The sequence below is a fragment of the Ruegeria marina genome (assembly GCF_900101475.1).
GTDB lineage: Bacteria > Pseudomonadota > Alphaproteobacteria > Rhodobacterales > Rhodobacteraceae > Ruegeria_B > Ruegeria_B marina.
In genome coordinates this window covers 245,251-265,860 of sequence record NZ_FMZV01000005.1, presented here as the reverse complement: position 1 = coordinate 265,860, position 20,610 = coordinate 245,251, and the positions used below count along the sequence as shown (strand labels likewise).

20 protein-coding genes are annotated in these 20,610 nt (G+C 66.4%); 7 read left to right on the top strand and 13 right to left on the bottom strand.

The genetic code is table 11. The features are described 5' to 3' along the window. Positions 1-245: 245 nt before the first annotated feature. From ftsA to ftsW, 11 genes are all read right to left on the bottom strand, one after another. Positions 246-1,580 (bottom strand): cell division protein FtsA, encoded by a 1,335-nt coding sequence (ftsA, locus tag BLT75_RS09780; RefSeq protein WP_093030568.1) that lies wholly within the window; start codon positions 1,578-1,580, stop codon positions 246-248. Between the two features lie 8 nt (positions 1,581-1,588). Beyond that, positions 1,589-2,593: a cell division protein FtsQ/DivIB gene (locus BLT75_RS09775; protein WP_425441130.1), complete on the bottom strand. Its 1,005-nt coding sequence runs from the start codon at positions 2,591-2,593 to the stop codon at positions 1,589-1,591. Continuing rightward, positions 2,581-3,501: a D-alanine--D-alanine ligase gene (locus tag BLT75_RS09770; RefSeq protein ID WP_093030255.1), complete on the bottom strand. Its 921-nt coding sequence runs from the start codon at positions 3,499-3,501 to the stop codon at positions 2,581-2,583. The genes BLT75_RS09775 and BLT75_RS09770 overlap by 13 nt, the downstream gene beginning before the upstream one ends. A 105-nt stretch (positions 3,502-3,606) precedes the next feature. Further along, complete coding sequence (murB, locus tag BLT75_RS09765) at positions 3,607-4,533, bottom strand: UDP-N-acetylmuramate dehydrogenase (RefSeq protein WP_093030252.1); 927 nt, start codon at positions 4,531-4,533, stop codon at positions 3,607-3,609. 144 nt (positions 4,534-4,677) lie between these two features. Then, a complete protein-coding gene (locus BLT75_RS09760; protein ID WP_093030249.1) occupies positions 4,678-4,947 on the bottom strand; it encodes a hypothetical protein in 270 nt (89 codons plus the stop codon). A 5-nt stretch (positions 4,948-4,952) separates the two neighbouring features. Continuing rightward, on the bottom strand, positions 4,953-5,198 hold the full coding sequence (locus BLT75_RS09755) for a DUF2484 family protein (RefSeq protein WP_093030246.1): 246 nt from the start codon (positions 5,196-5,198) through the stop codon (positions 4,953-4,955). After that, the gene (locus tag BLT75_RS09750; protein ID WP_093030243.1) at positions 5,195-5,449 is read right to left on the bottom strand and encodes a DUF2484 family protein; all 255 of its coding nucleotides are present in this window, start codon (positions 5,447-5,449) and stop codon (positions 5,195-5,197) included. Before BLT75_RS09750 ends, BLT75_RS09755 begins: the two co-directional genes overlap by 4 nt. Beyond that, positions 5,446-6,636, bottom strand: coding sequence for an APC family permease (locus BLT75_RS09745; protein WP_093030241.1), 1,191 nt, complete (start codon positions 6,634-6,636; stop codon positions 5,446-5,448). The genes BLT75_RS09750 and BLT75_RS09745 overlap by 4 nt, the downstream gene beginning before the upstream one ends. Positions 6,637-6,641: 5 nt before the next feature. Further along, positions 6,642-8,039: a UDP-N-acetylmuramate--L-alanine ligase gene (gene murC / locus BLT75_RS09740; protein ID WP_093030561.1), complete on the bottom strand. Its 1,398-nt coding sequence runs from the start codon at positions 8,037-8,039 to the stop codon at positions 6,642-6,644. Beyond that, a complete protein-coding gene (murG, locus tag BLT75_RS09735; protein ID WP_093030238.1) occupies positions 8,039-9,133 on the bottom strand; it encodes an undecaprenyldiphospho-muramoylpentapeptide beta-N-acetylglucosaminyltransferase in 1,095 nt (364 codons plus the stop codon). The genes murC and murG overlap by 1 nt, the downstream gene beginning before the upstream one ends. 42 nt (positions 9,134-9,175) lie before the next feature. After that, on the bottom strand, positions 9,176-10,339 hold the full coding sequence (ftsW, locus tag BLT75_RS09730) for a putative lipid II flippase FtsW (RefSeq protein ID WP_093030235.1): 1,164 nt from the start codon (positions 10,337-10,339) through the stop codon (positions 9,176-9,178). A 389-nt stretch (positions 10,340-10,728) separates the two neighbouring features. Between ftsW and BLT75_RS09725 the strand changes: the two genes are divergently transcribed. The 5 genes from BLT75_RS09725 (at position 10,729) to BLT75_RS09705 (ending at position 15,935) form a co-directional block, all read left to right on the top strand. Next, positions 10,729-11,613, top strand: a complete 885-nt coding sequence (locus BLT75_RS09725; RefSeq protein ID WP_093030232.1) for a DMT family transporter — start codon at positions 10,729-10,731, stop codon at positions 11,611-11,613. 41 nt (positions 11,614-11,654) lie between these two features. Continuing rightward, entirely contained in the window at positions 11,655-12,839 is a 1,185-nt protein-coding gene (locus tag BLT75_RS09720) for a BaiN/RdsA family NAD(P)/FAD-dependent oxidoreductase (RefSeq protein ID WP_093030229.1), read from the top strand. A gap of 161 nt (positions 12,840-13,000) precedes the next feature. After that, positions 13,001-13,777 carry a methyltransferase domain-containing protein gene (locus tag BLT75_RS09715; RefSeq protein WP_093030226.1) on the top strand — a complete coding sequence of 259 codons (777 nt, stop codon included), beginning with the start codon at positions 13,001-13,003 and terminating at the stop codon, positions 13,775-13,777. An 81-nt stretch (positions 13,778-13,858) separates the two neighbouring features. Further along, on the top strand, positions 13,859-14,560 hold the full coding sequence (locus BLT75_RS09710; protein WP_093030558.1) for a glutathione S-transferase family protein: 702 nt from the start codon (positions 13,859-13,861) through the stop codon (positions 14,558-14,560). 1 nt (position 14,561) lies between these two features. Next, a complete protein-coding gene (locus BLT75_RS09705) occupies positions 14,562-15,935 on the top strand; it encodes an L-serine ammonia-lyase (RefSeq protein ID WP_093030223.1) in 1,374 nt (457 codons plus the stop codon). 7 nt (positions 15,936-15,942) lie between these two features. Here the strand turns inward: BLT75_RS09705 and BLT75_RS09700 are convergent, their stop codons facing one another. Further along, positions 15,943-16,755 (bottom strand): class I SAM-dependent methyltransferase, encoded by an 813-nt coding sequence (locus tag BLT75_RS09700; RefSeq protein WP_176827911.1) that lies wholly within the window; start codon positions 16,753-16,755, stop codon positions 15,943-15,945. A gap of 140 nt (positions 16,756-16,895) precedes the next feature. On the opposite strand from BLT75_RS09700, the gene BLT75_RS09695 reads away from it, so the two are divergent. Beyond that, positions 16,896-17,810: a DMT family transporter gene (locus BLT75_RS09695; RefSeq protein WP_093030217.1), complete on the top strand. Its 915-nt coding sequence runs from the start codon at positions 16,896-16,898 to the stop codon at positions 17,808-17,810. Here the strand turns inward: BLT75_RS09695 and BLT75_RS09690 are convergent. Next, positions 17,755-18,465: a thiamine diphosphokinase gene (locus BLT75_RS09690; RefSeq protein WP_093030213.1), complete on the bottom strand. Its 711-nt coding sequence runs from the start codon at positions 18,463-18,465 to the stop codon at positions 17,755-17,757. The two genes, BLT75_RS09695 and BLT75_RS09690, sit on opposite strands and share 56 nt — an antisense overlap. Positions 18,466-18,586: 121 nt before the next feature. On the opposite strand from BLT75_RS09690, the gene BLT75_RS09685 reads away from it, so the two are divergent. Continuing rightward, on the top strand, positions 18,587-20,560 hold the full coding sequence (locus BLT75_RS09685) for a hypothetical protein (protein ID WP_093030210.1): 1,974 nt from the start codon (positions 18,587-18,589) through the stop codon (positions 20,558-20,560). Positions 20,561-20,610 lie beyond the last annotated feature (50 nt).

The following is a 20,610-nucleotide window of genomic DNA, read 5'->3' as shown; positions in this document are numbered from 1 at the left end:
AATATGGAAAGATTCTGGCCAGAGACGCGGTATTTCGCCGATCACGGCAGATATTGCGGATCTCGCGCAAGCAGACACAAAAAGACAGACCCCCGCACGCCATCAGCGGCGGGAATCACAAGTTAGGAATTTCCGAGGGACCTGCTCGCCCCATCAGGCGCCGCTTGCCGGGCGCTTGCCTGTTTCTTATCACGGCGCAATCGGTTTGTCACCGCAAAGCTTTGAAAAACCACCGAAGCAGGCGCCTACCAGTTGTCGCGGAACCATTTGACCGCGCGCCGCAGGGAGCGGGCCGGATAGCGATCGACCGGCACCTCGAAATCCCACCATTCGTCCTGCGGGTGGGCGGCGAACAGGCTGAGCCCGACGACCGACGAGAAACCCGGCCCGGTCGCGGATTGCGGCAGCCCATGCACGCGCAGCGGTCGGCCAAGCCGCACCCGCTGACCGAGAATGCGGCTGGCCAGGCCATCCAGCCCCATGATCTGGCTGCCACCGCCGGTCAGGACGATCTGCTGACTTGGCAAGTGGTCGAAACCCGCAGCGTCAAGCCGCACCCGCACCTCTTCGAGAATTTCCTCGACCCGCGGCCGCATGATGCCGATCAGCTCGGCCCGGCTCACGGTGCGCCGGTCGTGCTCCCAGTCGCCGGTATCGCCGCCGATATCTATCATTTCTCGGTCATCCGCGCCGGTGGCGTGTACCCCTCCGGAAAAGGTCTTGATCCGCTCGGCATTCGCGGTCGGAACGCCCAGGCCCATCGAAATGTCGCCAGTAACATGGTCGCCGCCCATGCGGACGCAATCGGCAAAGATCATGTGCTTCTTGAGAAAGATCGAAACGCTGGTGGTTCCGCCCCCGAGATCGATGCAGGCGGCGCCAAGTTCCTGCTCGTCCTCGACCAGGGCGGAAACCCCGGAAACGTAACCCGAGTTGGCGATCCCGGCCAGTTCAAGATCGCAGCGCTTGATGCAATGCGCGAGGTTGCGGATGGCGGTCGAGTCCACCGTCAACATGTGCATGTCGACGGACAGGGTTTGCCCCAGCTGGCCACGCGGGTCGATGAGACCCGAGCGATTGTCGAGTGCGAAATTCACCGGTTGTGCATGAAGAACCTCGCGCCCGGCGCCGTATTCGGGCACTTCGCAGGCGTTCAGCACCCGGCCGATTTCGGCCTCGGTCACGACCTGGGTTTCCAGTTCGACCTCGGCATCAAGACCATAGGACCGCGGGTTCGCCCCGGAAAAACAGGCGATCACGTGATCGACGCGGATGTCGGCCATCTTCTGCGCCGCCTGAAGCGCGGTACGGATGGCGCGCTCGGTCTCCTGCATGGCTGTGATCTCGCCAAACTGCACCCCGCGCGACCGCGTTGTCGCGGCGCCGATCACCCGGAACCCCGTCTGCCCCGCCATGGACCCAACCGAAGCGTCGTCGCTCAGCCTGCCCGACCCGTCAAAGCGCAGCACTAGGCAGGATATCTTCGAACTCCCCACATCCAGAATGGCGACAACGCCCCGCTGTATGGCTTGCTGGCGCATCTGACGCATTGCACGTTGCGACTGATAAAGATCCGTCATCATCTGTCTTACTGCCCGTTTCCGCTCGTTTTATTGCTCTGCCACCATTCGGCATTGGCCGCCTCGGTCATTCTGATCGTGGGTCTCGCGCCCAACCGCATGTCGATATCGGCGACATCCCGTTCCAGAAGATCCTGCACCTCGTTCACCGCCAGAACCCGCTCCAGCGCCTGTACCGGCCGTTGTTCCGGCAACAGGATGCGCTGGCCACGGTCCAGAACCACATCCCAGCGCCGCTCGCCGATCCGGACAAGGCCGCGCATCCGGTCGCCCAGCGGCTTGGCGGTTGCAAGCAGCCTGAGCGCCTCCTCCACGTGCTTGTCAGCCCCCTCGCCTGCGACCAGGGGCAGGTCGGAGCGATCGCCGCGCGCGGCAAGGTCATCCACATGCGCCCCGGTTTCATCCAGCATTTCCAGCCCGCCGCGCGTTCTCCAGATAACCGCCGGCTGTCGCTCGACCACATCCACCTGCAGGATGCCACCGGGCCTTATGCGCACGCTGGCGTTCCTCACCGGATCAAGTCCGGTGATCACCTGCCTTATCTGTTCGACATCCAGATCGAAGGAACTGACAGGAAAGTCGATCGGCACCACCTCGCGGATATCCGCGGCCAGGTTGGACCCCGCCCCGTCGATCGCCATCAGTTTGACCATGAACTCCGGCCGTTCCTGGATCGAGGCGCGCACATCGGCGACAAAGGCATTCAATGCGTCGCGACGCTTTTCGCTGGCCAGAAACCCGCTGCCCAGGGCAAAGACCAGGCAGAAGGGGACCCCGATGCGCAGACCCAGGCGAATGCCGGGCGTCAGCATCCAGCGCTGCATCCGGTAGCTCAGCCGCGACGGGGCCGGGTCGGATTTCCTGGCGCCGGATTTGAGACGCGTCAGCCCCTCCAGGCGAATGGCCGAACCCGTAGCTTCCGCATCCCCTGCGGCGCCGAATTCAGCGTCTTGCCCGGCCGGAAGGTGCGGGCGAAACCGTATTGGCAAAAGGGTGCGCTTCAGCGATTGCACGAGGCGTCCTCCACCAGCCAGGCGCAGAGCTGCCCGAATGTCATCCCCAGCGCCGACGCCTGTTCCGGTGCCAGCGAGGTGGGCGTCATGCCCGGCTGCGTGTTGGTTTCAAGCAGGTAGAGCCCATCGGCGCCGCGCGCCTCGTCCCAGCGGAAATCGGTGCGGCTCACGCCCCGGCACCCCAACGCCCTGTGGGCACGCAGCGCATAGTCGAGGCAGAGGTCGAAAATCTCCTGCGGGATCTCCGCCGGCACCACGTGGCGCGACCCGCCCGGCGCATATTTGGCGTGATAGTCGTACCAACCCTCGGTGATGATATCGGTCACCGTCAGCGAACGGTCGCCCATCACCGTGGTCGTCATCTCACGTCCCGGCACGTATTGCTCGACCATCACCTGCGCCGGCATCTCCGGCGAGAGCTGCGGCGGCCGGTTGGCGCTTTCCTGCACGATATAGATCCCGACCGAGGAACCCTCGTTGTTGGGCTTGACCACATAGGGCGGCGCCATCACATGCGCGGCCTCGACCGACCCGCGATCCGCGATCACGCTCTCGACAACCGGAAGCCCTGCGGCCCGGTACACGTCCTTGGTGCGCTGCTTGTCCATCGCCAGCGACGAGGCCAGAACCCCGGAATGCGTATAGGGGATCCGCAGCCACTCCAGCAGGCCCTGCACGCAGCCGTCCTCGCCCCAGCGGCCATGCAATGCGTTGAAAACGACGTCGGGCGCGATCTCGCGCAACCGGTCGCACAGGTCCGGCCCCGCATCCAGTTCGACCGCGTCGAACCCTTCTCCCCGCAGCGCTGCGGCACATTCACGTCCGCTGACAAGCGACACCTCGCGCTCGGCCGAGGGTCCGCCCATCAATACCGCCACCTTGGGGTGTGTCCCGCTCGACTGACCCAACTCAGTGCCTCTGTGTTTTCCAGGTCTTATCTTGTGACCCGTTGCTGTCCTGATCCCCGGACTCCGCCCCTGTACTTGCCTGAAAGGGTTAACGGTTTCGGGGTTTTAGTCTTGTCGCGGATCTCCGACCCGCATGATTTCCCACTCTAGCGTTATGCCGCTGGTGTCGTAAACCTTTTTTCGCACCTCCTCGCCCAGACCTTCGAGATCCGAGGCCGTAGCGCCACCGGTATTGATCAGGAAGTTCGAATGTTTCTCGCTCATCTGCGCCCCGCCTCGGCGCGCGCCGCGCATCCCGGCGTCATCGATCACCTTCCAGGCCTTCAATTCATGCGTGTCATCCGCCCGCCCGGTCGAAGAAAACCCGGCCGGATTGCGAAAGGTCGATCCGGCGCTGCGGTCTCGGGTGGGTTGGGTCTCGTCGCGTTTTTGCAGCTGGGCCTCCATCCGGGTATGCAGTTCCGCCGGATCGCCCTGCGGCCCGCGCAGCACCGCTGAAACCAGCACCGCGCCCTCGGGCAGGTCGGACTGGCGATAGCGGAAATTCAGGTCATCGGCGCACAGTTCGGCGGTCTCGCCGGCGCGCGTCACCACGGTCGCCGAGTGGAACACATCCGCCAAATAGCTGCCATAACAGCCCGCGTTCATTCGCACCGCCCCGCCGATCGAGCCGGGAATGGTCCGCAGGAACGTCAGGTCAACGCCCGCATCCGCCGCCTTCTTCGCCACATGCGCATCCAGCGCCGCCGCCCCGGCGGTGACGGTATCGCCCGTCACCTCGATCCCGTTGAAACCCCGCCCCAGCCGGATCACCACCGCGCGCAAGCCGCCGTCCCGCACGATCAGGTTTGACCCCACGCCCATCGGGAACACCGCCACCGCTGGCGGAAGGTCACGCAGAAAGCTTTGCAGATCCTCCATATCGGCAGGCTGGAACAGCCAGTCCGCCGGTCCACCGACGCGCAGCCAGGTCAGTTCCGACAGCGCCCGGTTCGGAGTCAGCCTGCCGCGTATCTTGCTGGTGTCAATCATCTCTGCCTGCCCGTCCTGTTCGCACCCGGCATGTAACCCGGATCGCCCCCCGCGAACAACGGCAAAGCTCAGCCCGGTCGCCCCGTCCGGCCCAGCTGGGCCGCACCGCCAAAAATCGCCAGCAGGATGACATAGAGCAACAGCTTATCGGTCACGCCTGCGCCTCCAGCAGCCAAAGGCAGCGCCGGCAAGCAGCCCCAGCGCCAGCGGCAGGCAGAAGAGGACGCCCACGATGCCCGGGCCCATCCCTTCCCATCCGAAAAGTTGCGAGTGAAACACCAGCAGCCAGGCAATGGCCACCGCCGCCAGCGCGGCCAGTACCGCCCAGATCGCGGCCCCGATCCGCGCCAGCACAACGCCCGCGCCGATCCCCAAAGCCAGCAATCCGACCGGTATCAGGAACTCCGGGTCCACCGCGATCAGGGCCGCGGACGCCGCAGCCAGCGGCCCAGGTAGATCACCGGCCAGCGCAGCACGGACATGCCACCTGCCAGCACCACCAGCCCGATCCACGGCCCGTTCTCATAGGTCACATAACCCAGGATCGGAATGCCCACCGCGATCAGCATATAGGCATTGCGCCAGTGATGGTCGCGGCTGGGCAGCATCGCGATGACATTTGCCGCCACGGCCCAGACACAGGCCAGGATCAGCGACAGGCTCATTCCGCTGACTCCCGCCCGCGGCCCGTGGCCCTGCCCCAAAGGTAGCGCAACGGGTTTCGGAACATCGACACGAAAGCCGCCAGCGCCAGCAGCCCCGGCAGCACCCCGTGCTCGTAACCGATGAACAGGATCAGCATCGGCGCAAGGATCAGCAGCGCCAGTCCCGGCGCGTATTGGCGCCGCAACGGCAGCAACGCCACACCGGTCGCGGCCAGCACCCAGGCGGTGCCCAGAATGATCGACAGGCTCATGTCACCCCCTTCAATGCAACCGCAAGCGCCCCGAGCGACAGGACCAGCCCCACCACCGGAACGGCCATCGGCACCCGGAACCGGGCCTCGGGCTCCCGCCTTTTCTGGACGATCAGCGCCGCGTTGACCAGCGCAAACACACCCAGCAGGATCGACGAGGTGGTCCCGGCCAGCGTTTCAAGCGGCACATAAAGCGCGCAAAGGATCACCGCCGCCCCGACCAGCACCGTCGCCAGCACCGGCGTGCCAAAGCGCGGATGCGCATGGTGGAACCGGCCCAGCGCCGGATGGCGCCCGCCCAGCCCGTAGAGAACCCGCGCCGCCATCACGATCTGCGCCAATATGCCGTTCAGCGCCGCGAAGACGGCGATCGCCGACAGGAACCTCGCATCGCCGCCGCGCGTCACCTGCCAGATCAGCGCCAGCGGGCTGCGCGACTGGCCCAATTGGTCAAGCGGCACCGCCCGCACCGCGGCAAACGCCACGAGGCCATAGAGCAGAGAGGTCAGGACCAGCGCGTACAGGATTGCACGCGGCAGGGTGCGCTCGGGGTTCTCGACCTCCTCGGCCATGTTGACGATATCCTCGAATCCGATGAAGGCAAAGAACGCCAGAATGCCGCCCAGCCCGATCCCGGCCCAGACCGGCGCCGCGGGCGCCGACCAGTCCGGCGAGGCCTCGGCCCCCAGCCCCGCCCAGATCACCAGCACCAGCCCGCCCAGTTCGATCGCCGTGAACACCGCCGCCAGCGCCAGGCTTTCCAGCACGCCCGCCACCGCGACCAGCGTCAGTGCCACGCCCAAGCCCACCATCGCCCAGACCGGATCGACCGAGACGATCCCGGTCAGGTAACCGACGCCGCCGCGCAGCACAGCACCCGCCGACACGGTGCCCGCCGACACCACCGCCAGCCCGACGAGCAGGGCCAGCGCCCGGCTGTTCAGCCCGGCGCCCACATAGGCCGCCTCGCCCGCAGCCTCGGGCAACCGGGTCGAGAACTCGGCATAGCTCAGCGCCGTCGGCGCAGCGATCAGCCCCGCCACGACAAAGGCCAGCGGCGCCCAGATCCCGGCATCCGCCGCCACCGCGCCCACCAGCACATAGATCCCGGCCCCCACCATCACGCCCACGCCGTAGGCGGTCAGCAATCCCAGACCGATCCGGCGCTTCAACGGGGGTTCCGTCATCTCGGCTATCCTTTCAGGCGCCCCGGCAGGTTGTTGGCCCACGTGCTGATGGTTCCCGCCCCGAGACAGACCACCATGTCGCCCGGTCGGGCGTATGCGCGCACCAGTCGTTCCAGATCATCCTCGCACAGGATGGCGCTGGCATGGCGATGACCATGCCGGATCAGCCCGGCGACCAGCGCGTCGCGGTCTGCACCTTCGATCGGATCTTCTCCAGCGGCATAGACCTCGGCGATGGCCACCACGTCGGCCTCGTTGAAACAGGCGCAGAACTCCTCGAAGAGATTATGCAGCCGCGTGTAACGATGCGGCTGGTGCACCGCGATCACCCGGCCCGAACTGGCCTGGCGCGCCGCCTTCAGCACCGCCGCGATCTCGACGGGGTGATGACCGTAATCGTCGATGACGGTAACGCCGCCGACCTCGCCCACCTTGGTGAACCGCCGGTTCACTCCGCCGAATGCGGCCAGCGCCGCGCGAATGTCTTTCCCCGCCATCCCGAGATGGCGCGCAACCGCGATGGCAGCGAGCGCGTTCGACACGTTGTGGTCCCCCGGCATCGGCAGGGTGCAGCCCTCGATCACCGCGTCCTCGTATTGCAGGTGCACGTCGAAATGTGCCACCCCACCCTCGTAGCGCAGACCCGCCGCGCGCACATCCGCCTGGGCGTTGAAGCCGTAGGTTCGCACCCGGCGGTCGGTGACCCGGCCCACCAGCGCCTGCACCTCGGAATGGTCGGTGCAGCATACCGCCAGCCCGTAGAACGGGATGTTCGACACGAAGTCGAAGAATCCCTTGCGCAGCGCCTCGATCGAGCCCCAGTGCTCCATGTGCTCGGGGTCGATATTCGTCACGATGGCGATGGTGGCGGGCAACCGGTTGAACGAGCCGTCGCTCTCGTCGGCCTCGACCACCATCCACTCGCCCTGTCCCATCCGCGCGTTCGAACCATAGGCATGGATGATGCCGCCGTTGACCACGGTCGGGTCGAACCCGCCCGCGACCATGAGTTCCGCCATCATGGTCGTGGTGGTCGTCTTGCCATGCGTTCCCGCAATCGCGACGTTCGATTTCAGCCGCATCAACTCGGCCAGCATGTCGGCGCGGCGCACCACCGGCAGGCCGCGCGCCCGCGCGCCATCAAGTTCCGGGTTGCCCGGCTTGATCGCCGACGAAACGACCACGACCGCCGCCTGGCCAAGGTTCTCGGCGCGCTGTCCTGTAAATATTTCCGCCCCCAGCCCGGCCAGCCGGTCGGTGATTTTCGATGCCTTCAGGTCCGAGCCCTGCACCCGGTAGCCGAGGTTCAGCAGCACCTCGGCAATACCCGACATGCCGATACCGCCGATGCCCACGAAATGGATCGGGCCCACATCCTGCGGCAGTTTGGTTGCTGGGGTCATCATGTCTCCTTTTCGGCCAGCTGCTCGACCAGCTGCACCAGGCGTTCGGTTGCATCCGGCGCGCCCACCGACAGGGCCGCATTGGCCATCTGCAGGGCCGCGTCCGGATTGGACAGCACCGCGGCGATCTGCGCCGACAGCGCCTCGACGCTCAGAGCGCTTTCTGGGATCAGGATCGCGGCATTGGCGCCGGTCAGCCCGCGCGCATTGGCGGTCTGGTGATCGCCCGCCGCCGCCGCATAGGGGATCAGGATCGAGGGCCGCCCGATCACGCTGATATCGGCCACGCTCGACGCGCCCGCCCGGCTGATCACCAGCTGCGCCTCGGACATGCGCCGGGGAATATCCTTGAAGAAGGGCTGCACATCGGCGTCGATGCCATGGGCGGCGTAGAATTCGGTCACCCGCGGCCCGTCCTCGTCGCGCGCCTGATGCGATACCCGGATGTACTGTCGCATTTCGTCCGGCAGTGCCGCGATGGCCTCGGGCACCACATCGCTCAGAATGCGCGCCCCCTGGCTGCCGCCCATCACCAGAACCGACATCGGATAGGGACCGGGCGCGATATAGGCCGCACCGGCGCGCTCCAGCACCGCGCCCCGCACCGGATTGCCCACATGTATGCCATTGGCGCCCTCGGGCAGATCCGTCGGCCAGACACCGCAGGCCACCTGCGCCACGCGCTTGGCGAACATCTGGTTCACCCGCCCCAGCACGCCGTTCTGTTCATGAATCATTCGGGGCACGCCCAGCAGCGTCGCCGCCGCCAGCGCCGGAACCGACGGGTAACCGCCAAAGCCCACCACCACGTCAGGCCGGTCGCGGCGCATCTGCCGCGCCATCGACAGAACGCCCGCCGCGATACGGGGCGCAACCATCGCCTTGGCCACAAGACCGCCCCGCGCGAATGTGGCGCTCGAAACCTGCACGATCTCGGTCGTGTGCGGAAAGCCCCCGGTATAGCGCGCACCGCGGGCGTCGGTGGACAGGCGTACCCGCCAGCCCTTGCGCAGCATCGCCTCGGCCAGCGCCTGCGCGGGGAACATGTGCCCCCCGGTTCCGCCTGCCGCGATCATCAGGTATTTCTGCGTCATCCTGCCCGCCCGTTCATCTGCCCCGGCTGTTCCGGGCCTGTATCATCCACGCCCGCGCAACAGATCGCCGAGCTCTCCCTGCGGGCGGCTGCGGGTGAAACACAGAAGCATCCCGACCGCAATACCGCCCGCGATGAGGGACGAGCCGCCATAGCTCACGAACGGCAGCGTCATGCCCTTGGCGGGAAGCAGTCGCACCGCCACGCCCATGTTGATCATCGCCTGCACGCCAAAGATGCAGGCCAGGCCGGTCCCGGCAAGACGGATGAACATGTCCCGCTCACGCATTAGCCGAAACAGCGAGCGCACCACGATCAAGGCATAGAGCGCAATGATGATCAGCACCAGCACCAGCCCGTATTCCTCGGCCGCCACCGCGATGATGAAATCGGTATGCGCATCCGGCAGCGACCATTTCACCTGCCCTTCGCCAACGCCGACGCCGAACAGCCCGCCCTCGCGGATCGCGTTGGTGGCATATCCCAGCTGGGTCGTGGGATCGACATCGGGGTTCAGAAACCCGTCGATGCGGCGGGCGAAATGCTCGGAATTGGAATAGGCCACCATGCCGCCCAGAACCACCACACCGGCCATCATGACCAGCAGCAGCATCGGCGCGCCGGCCACGAAATACATCACACCCCAGCCGAACAGCACCAGGCAGGCCTGCCCGAAATCCGGCTGCATCACCAGCATCATCACGATCGCCATGCACAGCGAGAAGGACCACAGCCGCCCCGGCGGCCCGTTGATCTCCTGCGAGGCGGCAAACAGCCAGGCCGCCACCACCATGAACCCGGGCTTGAGAAACTCGGAGGGCTGCACCGAGGCGAAGCCCAGCGAATACCAGCGCACCGCACCCTTGCCGAAATCGGTGCCGAAGACGGGCAGAAGCGCCAGCGCCACGAAGGAGCCCAGAAAGCCCAGCACCGCCAGCCGCCGCACCAGCGTGGGCGACATCATCGAGGTGAGCAGCATCGCCAGAATGGCCAGCCCGCCAAAGAAGGCCTGCCGCTGAACATAGTGGAACGGCTGGAAATCGTTGCGCGCAGCCAGCGGCGGCGAGGCCGCAAGCCCCAGGAGCAGCCCGATCCCGAACAGGATCAGCACGCAGGACATCGACCATTTGTCGAGCGTCCGCCACCACTTGGGAAGAATCGGTTCGCCGCCCCGTTCGGGGACGGCCCCATACACCATGTCGGTCATGCCACCACTGCCGTTTCTGCCTCGTTCGCGCCCCTGTTCGGGGTCTTCGTGCCCGGTTCGCGCCGGATCTGCGGCCAGAGTACTGCAAAGGCGCCATTCGTGCCAGCCTCTTTGTCTGTCGGCGGCATGGTTCCGCCTTGAAGCGTCAGTCGTCCTTGACCGTCCCCCTGCCGATCCCCAAAACTCCATCCGAACCGCGACAATGACGCGTTTTGCAAACGCGGATACCATGAGGGACATCCGCACCCGGCCCAGTGCGCCCAACGCCGGGACCGGCCTCGCAACACCCTGAACCACCAGTCTTTTGCGGCGGATCGCGTCGCGAACGGAACAGACGCATCGGCCAGCCGCAGCCAACATCGCGCGCAAACAGGCAGAGGGCGCGCGGCATGAATTACTCGACAGGTGTCATTCTGGTGGCGGCCGCCGCCATTCTCTGGTCGCTGCTGGGCCTTGCCATCCGTCAGATCGAAGAGGCCGGAACCTGGGCAATCCTGTTCTGGCGCTCGGCGGCGATGGTGCCTGCCCTGCTGGCCTTTGTCGCATGGCGCAAGCGCAAACCCATCGTTCCGGCCCTGCGCGCCACCGGACGGGCGGGGCTGATGGGCGGGTTCGGGCTGGTGCTGGCCTTTTCGGGCGCGATCTTCGCCATCCAGTCCACCACCGTGGCCAATGCCGTGTTCCTGTTCGCCGCCTCGCCCTTTCTGGCTGCGGCGCTCAGCTGGGTGGTGCTGCGCGAAACCGTGCGGCCCGCCACCTGGCTTGCCATCGCCTTCGCGCTGGCCGGTCTGGTGGTGATGGTGCGCGAGGGGCTGGCGCTCGGGGCGCTGGCCGGCAATCTCGCCGCGCTCGCCTCGGCGCTCGGCTTTGCGCTCTTCACCCTGGCGCTGCGCTGGGGCCGCCTGGGCGACATGATGCCCGCCGTCGCCATCGGCGGCATGTTGTCGATGGTCGTGGCGCTGGTGATGCTTGGGCTCACCGGCCAGCCGCTCATCGTGCCCGCCCGCGACATCGCCATCGCCATGGCGATGGGCGCGGGGCTGCTGGCGGTGGGCATGGCGCTCTACACGATGGGCAGCCAGGTGGTGCCCGCCGCCGAACTGACGCTGATCACCATGATCGAGTCGATGCTGGCGCCGGTCTGGGTCTGGCTGCTGCTGGGCGAAGAGGCCAGCCCCGGCACGCTCTCGGGCGGCGCGATCATCCTGGGCGCGGTCGCGCTCAACGCGCTCAGCGGCATGCGCCGCAAACCCGCGATCCCGCCGATGGCCTGAGCCCCCTTGCCAAATCGCGCCGCTTGCGGCACCCCCGGCACATGCATCTGAACACGATCATCCTGGGTGCCGGGGCCGCCGGCATGATGTGCGCGGCTTTTGCCGGGCCGGGCACGCTGGTGCTCGACCATGCCCGCGCACCGGGGGAAAAGATCCGCATTTCCGGCGGCGGGCGGTGCAACTTCACCAACCTTCACGCCGGGCCCGAGAATTTCCTGTCGCAGAACCCGCATTTCTGCAAATCGGCCCTGGCACGCTACACGCAGTGGGATTTCATCGACCTGGTGAACCGCCATGGCATCGCCTGGCATGAAAAGACCCTGGGCCAACTGTTTTGCGACGGCTCGGCCAAACAGGTCATCGCCCTGCTGCTCTCGGAGATGGAGCGCGCGGGCGCTACCCTCTGGCTGAACACCAGCCTCAAGGATCTGTCCCATGCCGATGGGCGCTTCTCCCTGACCGTCGAGCGCGAGGGCCGGACGGAACGCCTAAACGCCCGCAACCTGGTGCTGGCCACCGGCGGCAAGTCGATCCCCAAGATGGGCGCCACGGGCCTGGCCTATGACATCGCCCGGCAGTTCGGCCTGCCGGTCACCGAAACCCGCGCTGGCCTTGTCCCCTTCACCTTTCCCGAGGGCCGGTTCGCCGCGCTCGCCGGTGTCGCCCTGCCCGTCCGCCTGTCGAACGCCCGCGCCAGTTTCGACGAGGCGCTGCTCTTCACCCATCGCGGCCTCAGCGGCCCGGCGGTGTTGCAACTCTCCTCCTACTGGCGCGAGGGCGAGGAGATCCGGATCGACCTGGCCCCGGACCAGGACCTCTACACGGCGCTGCGCGACCAGCGGCAGGCGGCAGGCCGCCGCGACCTGACCACCGAACTCGCCCGCCACCTGCCCGCCCGCCTGGTCGAGGCGCTGGCGCCACAACTGGGTCTGGCCGGGCGCCTCGCCGACCAGTCGGACGCCACCTTGCGCGCGCTCACCGACGCGCTGCACGACTGGCGCCTGACCCCTTCGGGTACCGAGGGCTACCGCACCGCCGAAGTGACGCTCGGCGGCATCGACACCGACGCGCTCCATGCCCGCACGATGGCGGCGAAATCCTTTCCCGGTCTTTATGCGATCGGCGAGGCGGTGGACGTCACCGGCTGGCTCGGCGGCTACAACTTCCAATGGGCCTGGTCCTCGGGCCACGCGGCTGGCACGGCCATAGCCGGGCGCGCCGCCTGAACATTGTCCACTCGGGTGTCCGACCGGCTTGAACGCCCAAGGGCGACGGGCCGGCAATCCTTGATCCCATCCAAATCCGAATGCGGTCAGATCGGGGCCGGCGCATCGACCACAGGGGCGATTTCTGCTAGGATCCCGCTCTATCGGGGGAGGACGCTTGCATGCTGAAATTCGGTCATGACACCGCCCGCGTTCTGGAAGACGCCTATCAGGGGGCCGATATCACCCGCAGGCGCCGCGCCAGTTTCGACACGCTGGCCCCGGCGCCCGGCGAAAGGCTGCTTGACCTGGGATGTGGCAACGGGCTGCTCACGCTCGACCTGGCCCGCGCCGTGGGTGACAGCGGCCATGTGCTCGGCCTCGACCCCAGCCCCGACATGCTCGACCTCGCGCGCGCCCGCTGCGCGGGTCGCGGCAACGTCGGTTTTGAGCAGGGCCGCGCCGAAACGCTGCCCTTCGCCGATGCCAGCCTCGACGGGGCCGTGTCCCTCCAGGTGTTCGAATATTTCGACGACATGCGCCCCCCGCTCTGCGAACTCTTTCGTGTCCTGAAACCCGGTGGTCGGCTAGTCATAGGGGACATGCACTGGGACACGCTGACCTGGCACAGCGACGAGCCCGCGCGGATGGCCGAGATGTGCCGCATCTGGGATCGGCATGTCGCCTGCCGCGATGTGCCCGCGCGGCTTCCGGCAGTGCTGACCGAGGTCGGATTTCGCCTGTTTGCGGTGACGCCCGTCCCCTTCAGCGATACCCAACTGCGCCCGGACGGGCTGGCCGCGATGATGATCCGCCTGATGACCGGCTACGCGGTGCAGACCGGCGCCATGACCGACGCCGATGCCGGCGCATGGGCGAAGGAACAGCGGGACCTGGCGCGCGACGGCCGGTTCTTCTTCTCCCTCACCCATTTCGTCTGCCATGCTCAAAAGCCCTGATCCACGGAAACCTACGCGTTTCCGATGGGAAACGTCGCAATCGGCAAATGCAGAATCGCGGCCACATCCTATATCCCCCTCATGAGCACGCCCTATCGCCTCCATTACGCCCCCGACAACGCCTCGCTGGTGATCCGCCTGGCGCTCGAACACCTGGGCCTGCCCTACGAGACCCGGCTGGTGGACCGTGCCGCAAGAGCGCAAGACACGGCGTTGTATCGCGCGCTCAATCCCGCCGGGCTGATCCCGGTGCTGGAAACCCCGCAAGGCCCGATCTTCGAGACGGCGGCGATCCTGTTGTGGCTCGCCGATACACATGGCGGGCTGGCCCCCGCGCCGCAGGACGAAGACCGCAGCCTCTTCCTGAAATGGCTGTTCTTTGCTTCGAACACGCTGCATGCCGATCTCAGGATGCTGTTCTACCCCGAGAAATACATCGCCGCCGACCAGGCCGAAACGCTGCGTGCGGGCCTGCGCCCGCGGCTGGCAACGCATCTGGCGCTGCTCGACGCCGTTGCCGCCACCGCGCCGCGCTGGCTCTCGCCCGCGGCGCCCTCGGCGCTCGGCTGGTATATCGCCTGCCAGATGCGCTGGATGGCGCTTTATCCCGCAGCTTCCGACCGCGGCTGGTTCCGCCTCTCCGACACGCCGCATCTTGCCCGCATCCTGACCGCGCTCGAAACGCATCCCGCCACCCGCGCGGCGCAATCCGCCGAAGGGCTGGGCGACACGCCCTTCACCTCACCCCGTCACCCAAACCCGCCAGAAGGCTCGGCTACCTGATATGTTCCTCTCCGTCTTCGACATGTTCAAAGTGGGCATCGGCCCGTCCTCGTCGCATACCATGGGGCCGATGGTGGCCGCCGCGCGCTTTCTCGACATGATGCGCGCCTCGCCCTTCGCCTTTCACGGCGTCAAGGGGTCACTGCATGGCTCGCTGGCCTTTACCGGGGTCGGCCACGCCACCGACCGCGCCACCATTCTCGGGCTCGCGGGATTTGTCCCCGACAGCTATGACAACGAGAAGGCCGAAGCCACGCTGACCGCGATCCACGCCACCCATACGGTAACGCCCAAGGGGCTGCCGGTGCTGGCCTTCAACCCCAAGACCGACCTCGTCTTCGACTACGACCACGCCCTGCCCGGACATGCCAACGGCATGATCCTGATGGCCACCGACGCGCAGGACGACGTGATCCTGCGGCAGGTGTTCTATTCGGTTGGCGGCGGCTTCGTGCTGACCGAAGAGGAACTGGCCCAGGGCAAGGACACCAACGACGGCCCGCCGGTGCCATTCCCGTTCAAATCCGCCGCCGAGATGCTGGAAATGGCCGCCGCCTCGGGCAAGTCCATCGCCCAGATGAAACGCGCCAACGAGATCGCGCGCGGCTGCGAGGTCTCGCTCGCCCGCGGCACCGCGCGGCTCTGGGAGGTGATGAACAACTGCATCGAACGCGGACTGGCCACAGACGGCATCCTGCCCGGCGGCCTCAAGGTGCGCCGCCGCGCCAAGGGCATCCATGACGCGCTCATGGCCGAACGCGGCATGAACCTGAACGCGCCGCACACGATCAACGACTGGATGAGCGTCTACGCCATGGCGGTGAACGAGGAGAACGCCGCCGGTGGCCAGGTGGTGACCGCGCCCACCAATGGCGCGGCGGGCACCCTGCCCGCGGTGCTGCGCTACTATCTCGACCATGTGCCGGGCGCCTCGCCCAGCCATATCGAGGATTTCCTGCTGACCGCCGCCGCCATCGGCGGGCTGGTCAAGTACAATGCCTCGATCTCGGGCGCCGAGGCCGGTTGCCAGGCCGAAGTCGGCAGCGCCGCCGCCATGGCCGCCGCCGGCCTTTGCGCGGTGATGGGCGGTACGCCCGAACAGGTGGAAAACGCCGCCGAGATCGCACTGGAACATCACCTCGGCATGACCTGCGACCCGGTCAAGGGGCTGGTGCAGGTGCCCTGCATCGAGCGTAACGGGCTCGCCGCGATCAAGGCGGTCTCGGCGGCCAGCCTCGCGCTGCGCGGCGATGGCAAGCATTTCGTGCCATTGGATGCCTGTATCGAGACCATGCGCCAGACGGGCCAAGACATGAACGAGAAATACAAGGAAACCTCGCTGGGCGGGCTGGCGGTCAACGTGCCGAACTGCTGAGACCGGCTCAGATCGCGACGGCCTGGAACAGGTGCGCGGTCTGCGGCATCCGCAACTGGCCGTCTTGTTCGAACCTGCGCACCTCGGCCAGAACCTCGTCGATGATCCGCCCGATCACCGCTTCGCCCGCCTCCAGCAGCGCGGCCTCGTTCGGCGTCGCCAGCAGCTCGGTCCGGATCGCGCCCTTGTCAAAGGCGATCCGGCGCTCCACCGTCAACGGCTCGGGCGCCGGGCAATCATATCCCGCGGCCGAGATCATCTCCGCAATCATCTTGGCGTCATTCCAGGCGAAAGGCTCCACCGCCTTGTCAGCCGCGGCCTTGTCCATGTGCCGCTCCAGCGCAGCCCCTATCGCCTGAAAAAACGGCGGCGTTCCGGCCCAGCATGTCAGCACCAGCCGCCCGCCAGGGGCGGTCACGCGGCGCATTTCCCGCAGCGCGGCCGGTTTGTCGGGAAAGAACTGTATCCCCTGTTGGCAGAACAGCAGGTCAAACGCCGCATCCTCGAAAGGCATGTCCTCGGCCGGAGCCACGACATAGTCGATCCCCAATCCACCGGCAGGCCCCCTGTCCCGCGCCACCGCGATCATCGCCGGGTTCAGGTCGGCGCCCGTCACCCGCCCCGCCGGACCGACCCGGTCCCGCACCAGCCGCGCGATCACGCCCGTGCCGCAGGCCACGTCCAGAACCCGCGCCTCCGGCGCAATCTCCACCCGCGCCAGCGTCTGCCCGGCCATCGGGCCAAAGATCGCCGGAACCTTCCTGGTGTCATAGGCCTCGGCGGCCGCGGTCGAAAGATGAAAGCTGTTATCCGATCCCATGGCCATCCTGCCTTTCAGACCTGCACCCCCAAGTCTAGCAGAAATCCCGCGCAATCCTAACCGGATATGTCACGCCCGCGATCCGATCTGCCGCAACGGCATGGCTTCTCGGCGGACATGCAACGCAGTAGCGTTTGCGAATGACCCATGACCGCCCCGTTCTTGGCATTCTCCTGATGCTCGGTTTCTGCATCCTCGCCCCCATGGGGGACGCGGTGGCCAAGCTGCTGGGCGCCCATGTGCCGACCGGACAGCTTCTGCTGGTGCGCTTCGCGATCCAGGCGGTGCTGCTGATCCCGCTGGTGCTGGTCACCGGCCGGCCCTGGCGGATGCGGGGGCGGCTGTTGCGGCTGACGGCGCTGCGCACCGGCCTGCATATCATCGGCATCTGGGCGATGTTCACCGCCTTGCGTTACCTGCCGTTGGCCGATGCTGTCGCTATCGCCTTCGTCATGCCCTTCATCATGCTTCTGCTGGGCAGATACGTGCTGGGCGAAGAGGTCGGCGCGCGCCGGATCATCGCCTGCGTGGTGGGGTTCATCGGCACGATGCTGGTGATCCAGCCGAGTTTCGCCGAGGTCGGCTGGCCCGCGCTCCTGCCGCTGGTGGTGGCGGTGGTCTTCGCGCTTTTCATGCTGGTCACCCGGCAACTGGCCAAGGACACCGACCCGATCGCGCTCCAGGCAGTGTCGGGCCTAATGGCCAGCGTGGTGCTCACCCCGGTCCTGTTCATCGGCACCGCCGCCGGGGTCGGCCAGCTCAGCTTCACCCCGATATCGGGCAGTACGCTCTGGCTGCTTCTGGCCATCGGCATTCTGGGCACCTGCGCGCATCTGCTGATGACCTGGTCGCTGCGCTATGCGCCTTCGGCCACGCTGGCGCCGATGCAATATCTCGAAATCCCCTTCGCCACGTTCATCGGCTGGCTGGTGTTCAGCGACCTGCCCGATGGGCTGGCGGCGCTGGGGATCTGCATCACCGTCGCCGCCGGCCTTTACGTCATCCTGCGCGAGCAGGCCATCGCCCGCTCCCGGGCGCAAGCAACGCCTGGATGACCGCATCCAGTGCCGTGCGCGGCAACATGACCAGCAAGCCCGGTGCCGCCGTCTCGATCCGAAGCGGGCCCGTCGCGCTGTTCGAGGTGCCGATGACCCCGTCCGGCGCCATTTCCAGCCCGTCGAGCGGCCAATGCAGCCCCTGCGACCGCGCCGCCACCCGCGCCATCGGGAACACCGAGACCAGATTGCCCGGCTCCAGCGGCAGTTCCAGCAGCGGCGGCGCCAGGAATACGATCTGCTCAATCCCGATGAGGATGCAGCGACGGTCGGCGCGCCGCACCAGGGTGTTGAAGCTGGCCAACTGGTGATCGACCCGGCTTCCCGTGAAGCCGACGCCCAGCACCAGAGGCGCATCTATATGGCGCAATGCCTTGTCGAAATCGGTACTGTCCTGCTCGGCGATCTGGTGCAGGCGCTCGATCGGAACATGTGCCCGCTCCAGGTCGGGCAGGCTGTCCATGTCGCCGATCACCGCGTCCGGCATCCGGCCCGCCGCCAGCGCAACAAGCGCGCCGCTATCGGCTGCGACCAGCAAACTGGCGCGATTCAGCGCCAGGTTCAGGTCCTCCGGCCCCACATCGCCCCCTCCGACAAGGGCAACTGGCCCGGAAGACCGAACAATCGCGGCTTTTTGCCCTAGATTATCGCCCATTTTGGAAACAGGACATATTGTGGTCACAAAATGATACGCTCATTTGCACAGAATCGGGCCGAATTTGACGCCCAGGGGATGGTAAACGGTTAGCCACAACTATGTAGAGGACGAGCATCCCATGGTACAGAACAACAAGGTCTTGACCGTCTCGTATGGGACTTTTTCCTGTACTCTCGAAGGGTTCGACGACTCTTTCGAGACGATGAAGGCCATTGCCGAGTACTTCCGGGACCTGGCCGCCGACGACCGATACTTCGGCGCGGAACCGCCGCAACCCGATGCCGAGATGCTGGCGCGCATCGCGCAGCGCGAAATCTCGCGCCAGGTCGAGGCACGCCGCGAAGCCACTGGCATCGTCCTGCGCGCCGCGGAACCGATCGCTGCCCCCTTTGCCGCACCCGCTGCCGAAACCACGCAGGCCGAAACCGCCGCCGCCCCCGAGGCCGAAGTGGTGGAAGAGCCGGATATCGCAGACGAAGCGCCCGCGGAAGAAGAAGCTTTGGTCGAAGATGTACAGGACGAACCCGCTGCCCCCGCAGTGACCGCCGAAACGGCCGAAGCCGAAGCCGAAGCCGAAGAGTATCTCGCCGAGGACGAACCGGAACCCGTCACGCCGTCGCCAGAGGTCGCCAGCGAGGAACAGCCGGCTGTCGCCGAAAGGACATATGACGAAGAGTTCGAAGACGCCGACGATATCCTTGCCGGCATCGCGGCCCGGATCAACGACGACGTCGAGACAGAAAACTGGCCCGAGACCTTTGCCATGCCCGAGGCGGAGCCGGTCGAGGAAACTTCGCCCGCCCGGCCCGCTGCCGATTCGATCGCCGCCAAGCTTCAGCGTATCCGCGCCGTAGTTTCGCGCAACGAACAGTCCGCGCGTGTCGAACCGGACTATTCCGAAGACGAACATGCCGAAGACATGGCTTCGGAAAACATCGTCCCGGAAACCCGGGCGGATATCCCCGGCGCACCCGAGGCCGATTACGGTTTCGACACAGATGAGGACGAGGGTCTGCCGACAAGCTTGTCGGATGAATACGAGGACGAGCCGGAGGCAGCGCCCAAACCGCAGGTCGCCGTGCGCGTCGCCGTGATCAAGGGGGCCAAGACCCCCCAGGCGGAACCGGAGCAACCGGAAGAAGAGGCCCTTGTCGGCTCATTGTCGCCCGAAGACGAAGAAGACCTCTTGCGTGAACTTGCCGCTGTCGAGGCCGAATACTTTGCAGGCCGCGACGTGTTCGAAGATGAGGACGAAGACCAGATCGAGGAGGGTGCCGAGGACTATCGCGACTCTCTTTTTGCCGAGGCAGACGAAGACGCCGATGAAACCGATCTGGATGAAAGCGAAGATGCTTCTTTCTTTGCGGACGATCAGGATGAAGACACGGATCAGGACGAGAACGACGAAGGTACCCTTCGCGCCGAAGCGGATGATGTCTCGCGGCTGATGGCCGCCGCAGATGAGAAACTGGGCGATCCCGATCTCTCTAGCCAGCGGGAAACCTATTCGCAGATGCGGGCCGCCGTTGCATCGACCCACGCCGAACGCTCGGCTGGCGGTACCTACGGAACCCGGACCAACGACGATGACGACTACCGCAAGGACCTTGCCGAAGTGGTCCGTCCGCGCCGCCCGGTTGCTTCGGGCCAGGCCCCGCGCAGCCGCGAGGAGGCGCGCCCGGCGCCGCTCAAACTGGTGGCCGAACAGCGGATCGACACTCCGCGCGCGGCAGCCACGCGCGGGCCGGTCCTGCCGCGCCGCGTGGCAAACCTGGTCAGCGACGACGCCCCGGCAGCTGCAACCGAAGGCAACTTTGCCGACTTCGTTGCCGAAACCGGGGCCAGCGGACTGCATGAGCTGCTCGAAGCGGCGGCCGCCTACATGTCCTTCGTCGAACGTCGCGACCATTTCTCGCGCCCGCAGCTGATGAACAAGGTCCGCCAGCTCGACGATCAGGAGTTCAACCGCGAGGACGGGCTGCGCTCCTTTGGCCAGCTGCTGCGCGAGGGCAAGCTGAAGAAGACGGCCAACGGCCAGTTCACCGCCTCGGGCCAGATCGGGTTCCGCCCCGACAAACGTGCCGCCAGCTGAGAGCATCCACAAAAACGCAAAACGGCGCCGCGATGGCGCCGTTTTTCTTT

What these genes read in the sequence shown, in the direction of transcription:
- ftsA (WP_093030568.1), bottom strand. Translation starts at nt 1,580, where the DNA reads ATGACGGATCTTTATCAGTCGCAACGTGCAATGCGTCAGATGCGCCAG.
- murB (WP_093030252.1), bottom strand. Translation starts at nt 4,533, where the DNA reads ATGATTGACACCAGCAAGATACGCGGCAGGCTGACTCCGAACCGGGCG.
- BLT75_RS09755 (WP_093030246.1), bottom strand. Translation starts at nt 5,198, where the DNA reads ATGAGCCTGTCGCTGATCCTGGCCTGTGTCTGGGCCGTGGCGGCAAAT.
- BLT75_RS09750 (WP_093030243.1), bottom strand. Translation starts at nt 5,449, where the DNA reads ATGAGCCTGTCGATCATTCTGGGCACCGCCTGGGTGCTGGCCGCGACC.
- BLT75_RS09745 (WP_093030241.1), bottom strand. Translation starts at nt 6,636, where the DNA reads ATGACGGAACCCCCGTTGAAGCGCCGGATCGGTCTGGGATTGCTGACC.
- murC (WP_093030561.1), bottom strand. Translation starts at nt 8,039, where the DNA reads ATGACCCCAGCAACCAAACTGCCGCAGGATGTGGGCCCGATCCATTTC.
- murG (WP_093030238.1), bottom strand. Translation starts at nt 9,133, where the DNA reads ATGACGCAGAAATACCTGATGATCGCGGCAGGCGGAACCGGGGGGCAC.
- ftsW (WP_093030235.1), bottom strand. Translation starts at nt 10,339, where the DNA reads ATGACCGACATGGTGTATGGGGCCGTCCCCGAACGGGGCGGCGAACCG.
- BLT75_RS09725 (WP_093030232.1), top strand. Translation starts at nt 10,729, where the DNA reads ATGAATTACTCGACAGGTGTCATTCTGGTGGCGGCCGCCGCCATTCTC.
- BLT75_RS09720 (WP_093030229.1), top strand. Translation starts at nt 11,655, where the DNA reads ATGCATCTGAACACGATCATCCTGGGTGCCGGGGCCGCCGGCATGATG.
- BLT75_RS09715 (WP_093030226.1), top strand. Translation starts at nt 13,001, where the DNA reads ATGCTGAAATTCGGTCATGACACCGCCCGCGTTCTGGAAGACGCCTAT.
- BLT75_RS09710 (WP_093030558.1), top strand. Translation starts at nt 13,859, where the DNA reads ATGAGCACGCCCTATCGCCTCCATTACGCCCCCGACAACGCCTCGCTG.
- BLT75_RS09705 (WP_093030223.1), top strand. Translation starts at nt 14,562, where the DNA reads ATGTTCCTCTCCGTCTTCGACATGTTCAAAGTGGGCATCGGCCCGTCC.
- BLT75_RS09700 (WP_176827911.1), bottom strand. Translation starts at nt 16,755, where the DNA reads ATGGGATCGGATAACAGCTTTCATCTTTCGACCGCGGCCGCCGAGGCC.
- BLT75_RS09695 (WP_093030217.1), top strand. Translation starts at nt 16,896, where the DNA reads ATGACCCATGACCGCCCCGTTCTTGGCATTCTCCTGATGCTCGGTTTC.
- BLT75_RS09690 (WP_093030213.1), bottom strand. Translation starts at nt 18,465, where the DNA reads ATGGGCGATAATCTAGGGCAAAAAGCCGCGATTGTTCGGTCTTCCGGG.
- BLT75_RS09685 (WP_093030210.1), top strand. Translation starts at nt 18,587, where the DNA reads ATGGTACAGAACAACAAGGTCTTGACCGTCTCGTATGGGACTTTTTCC.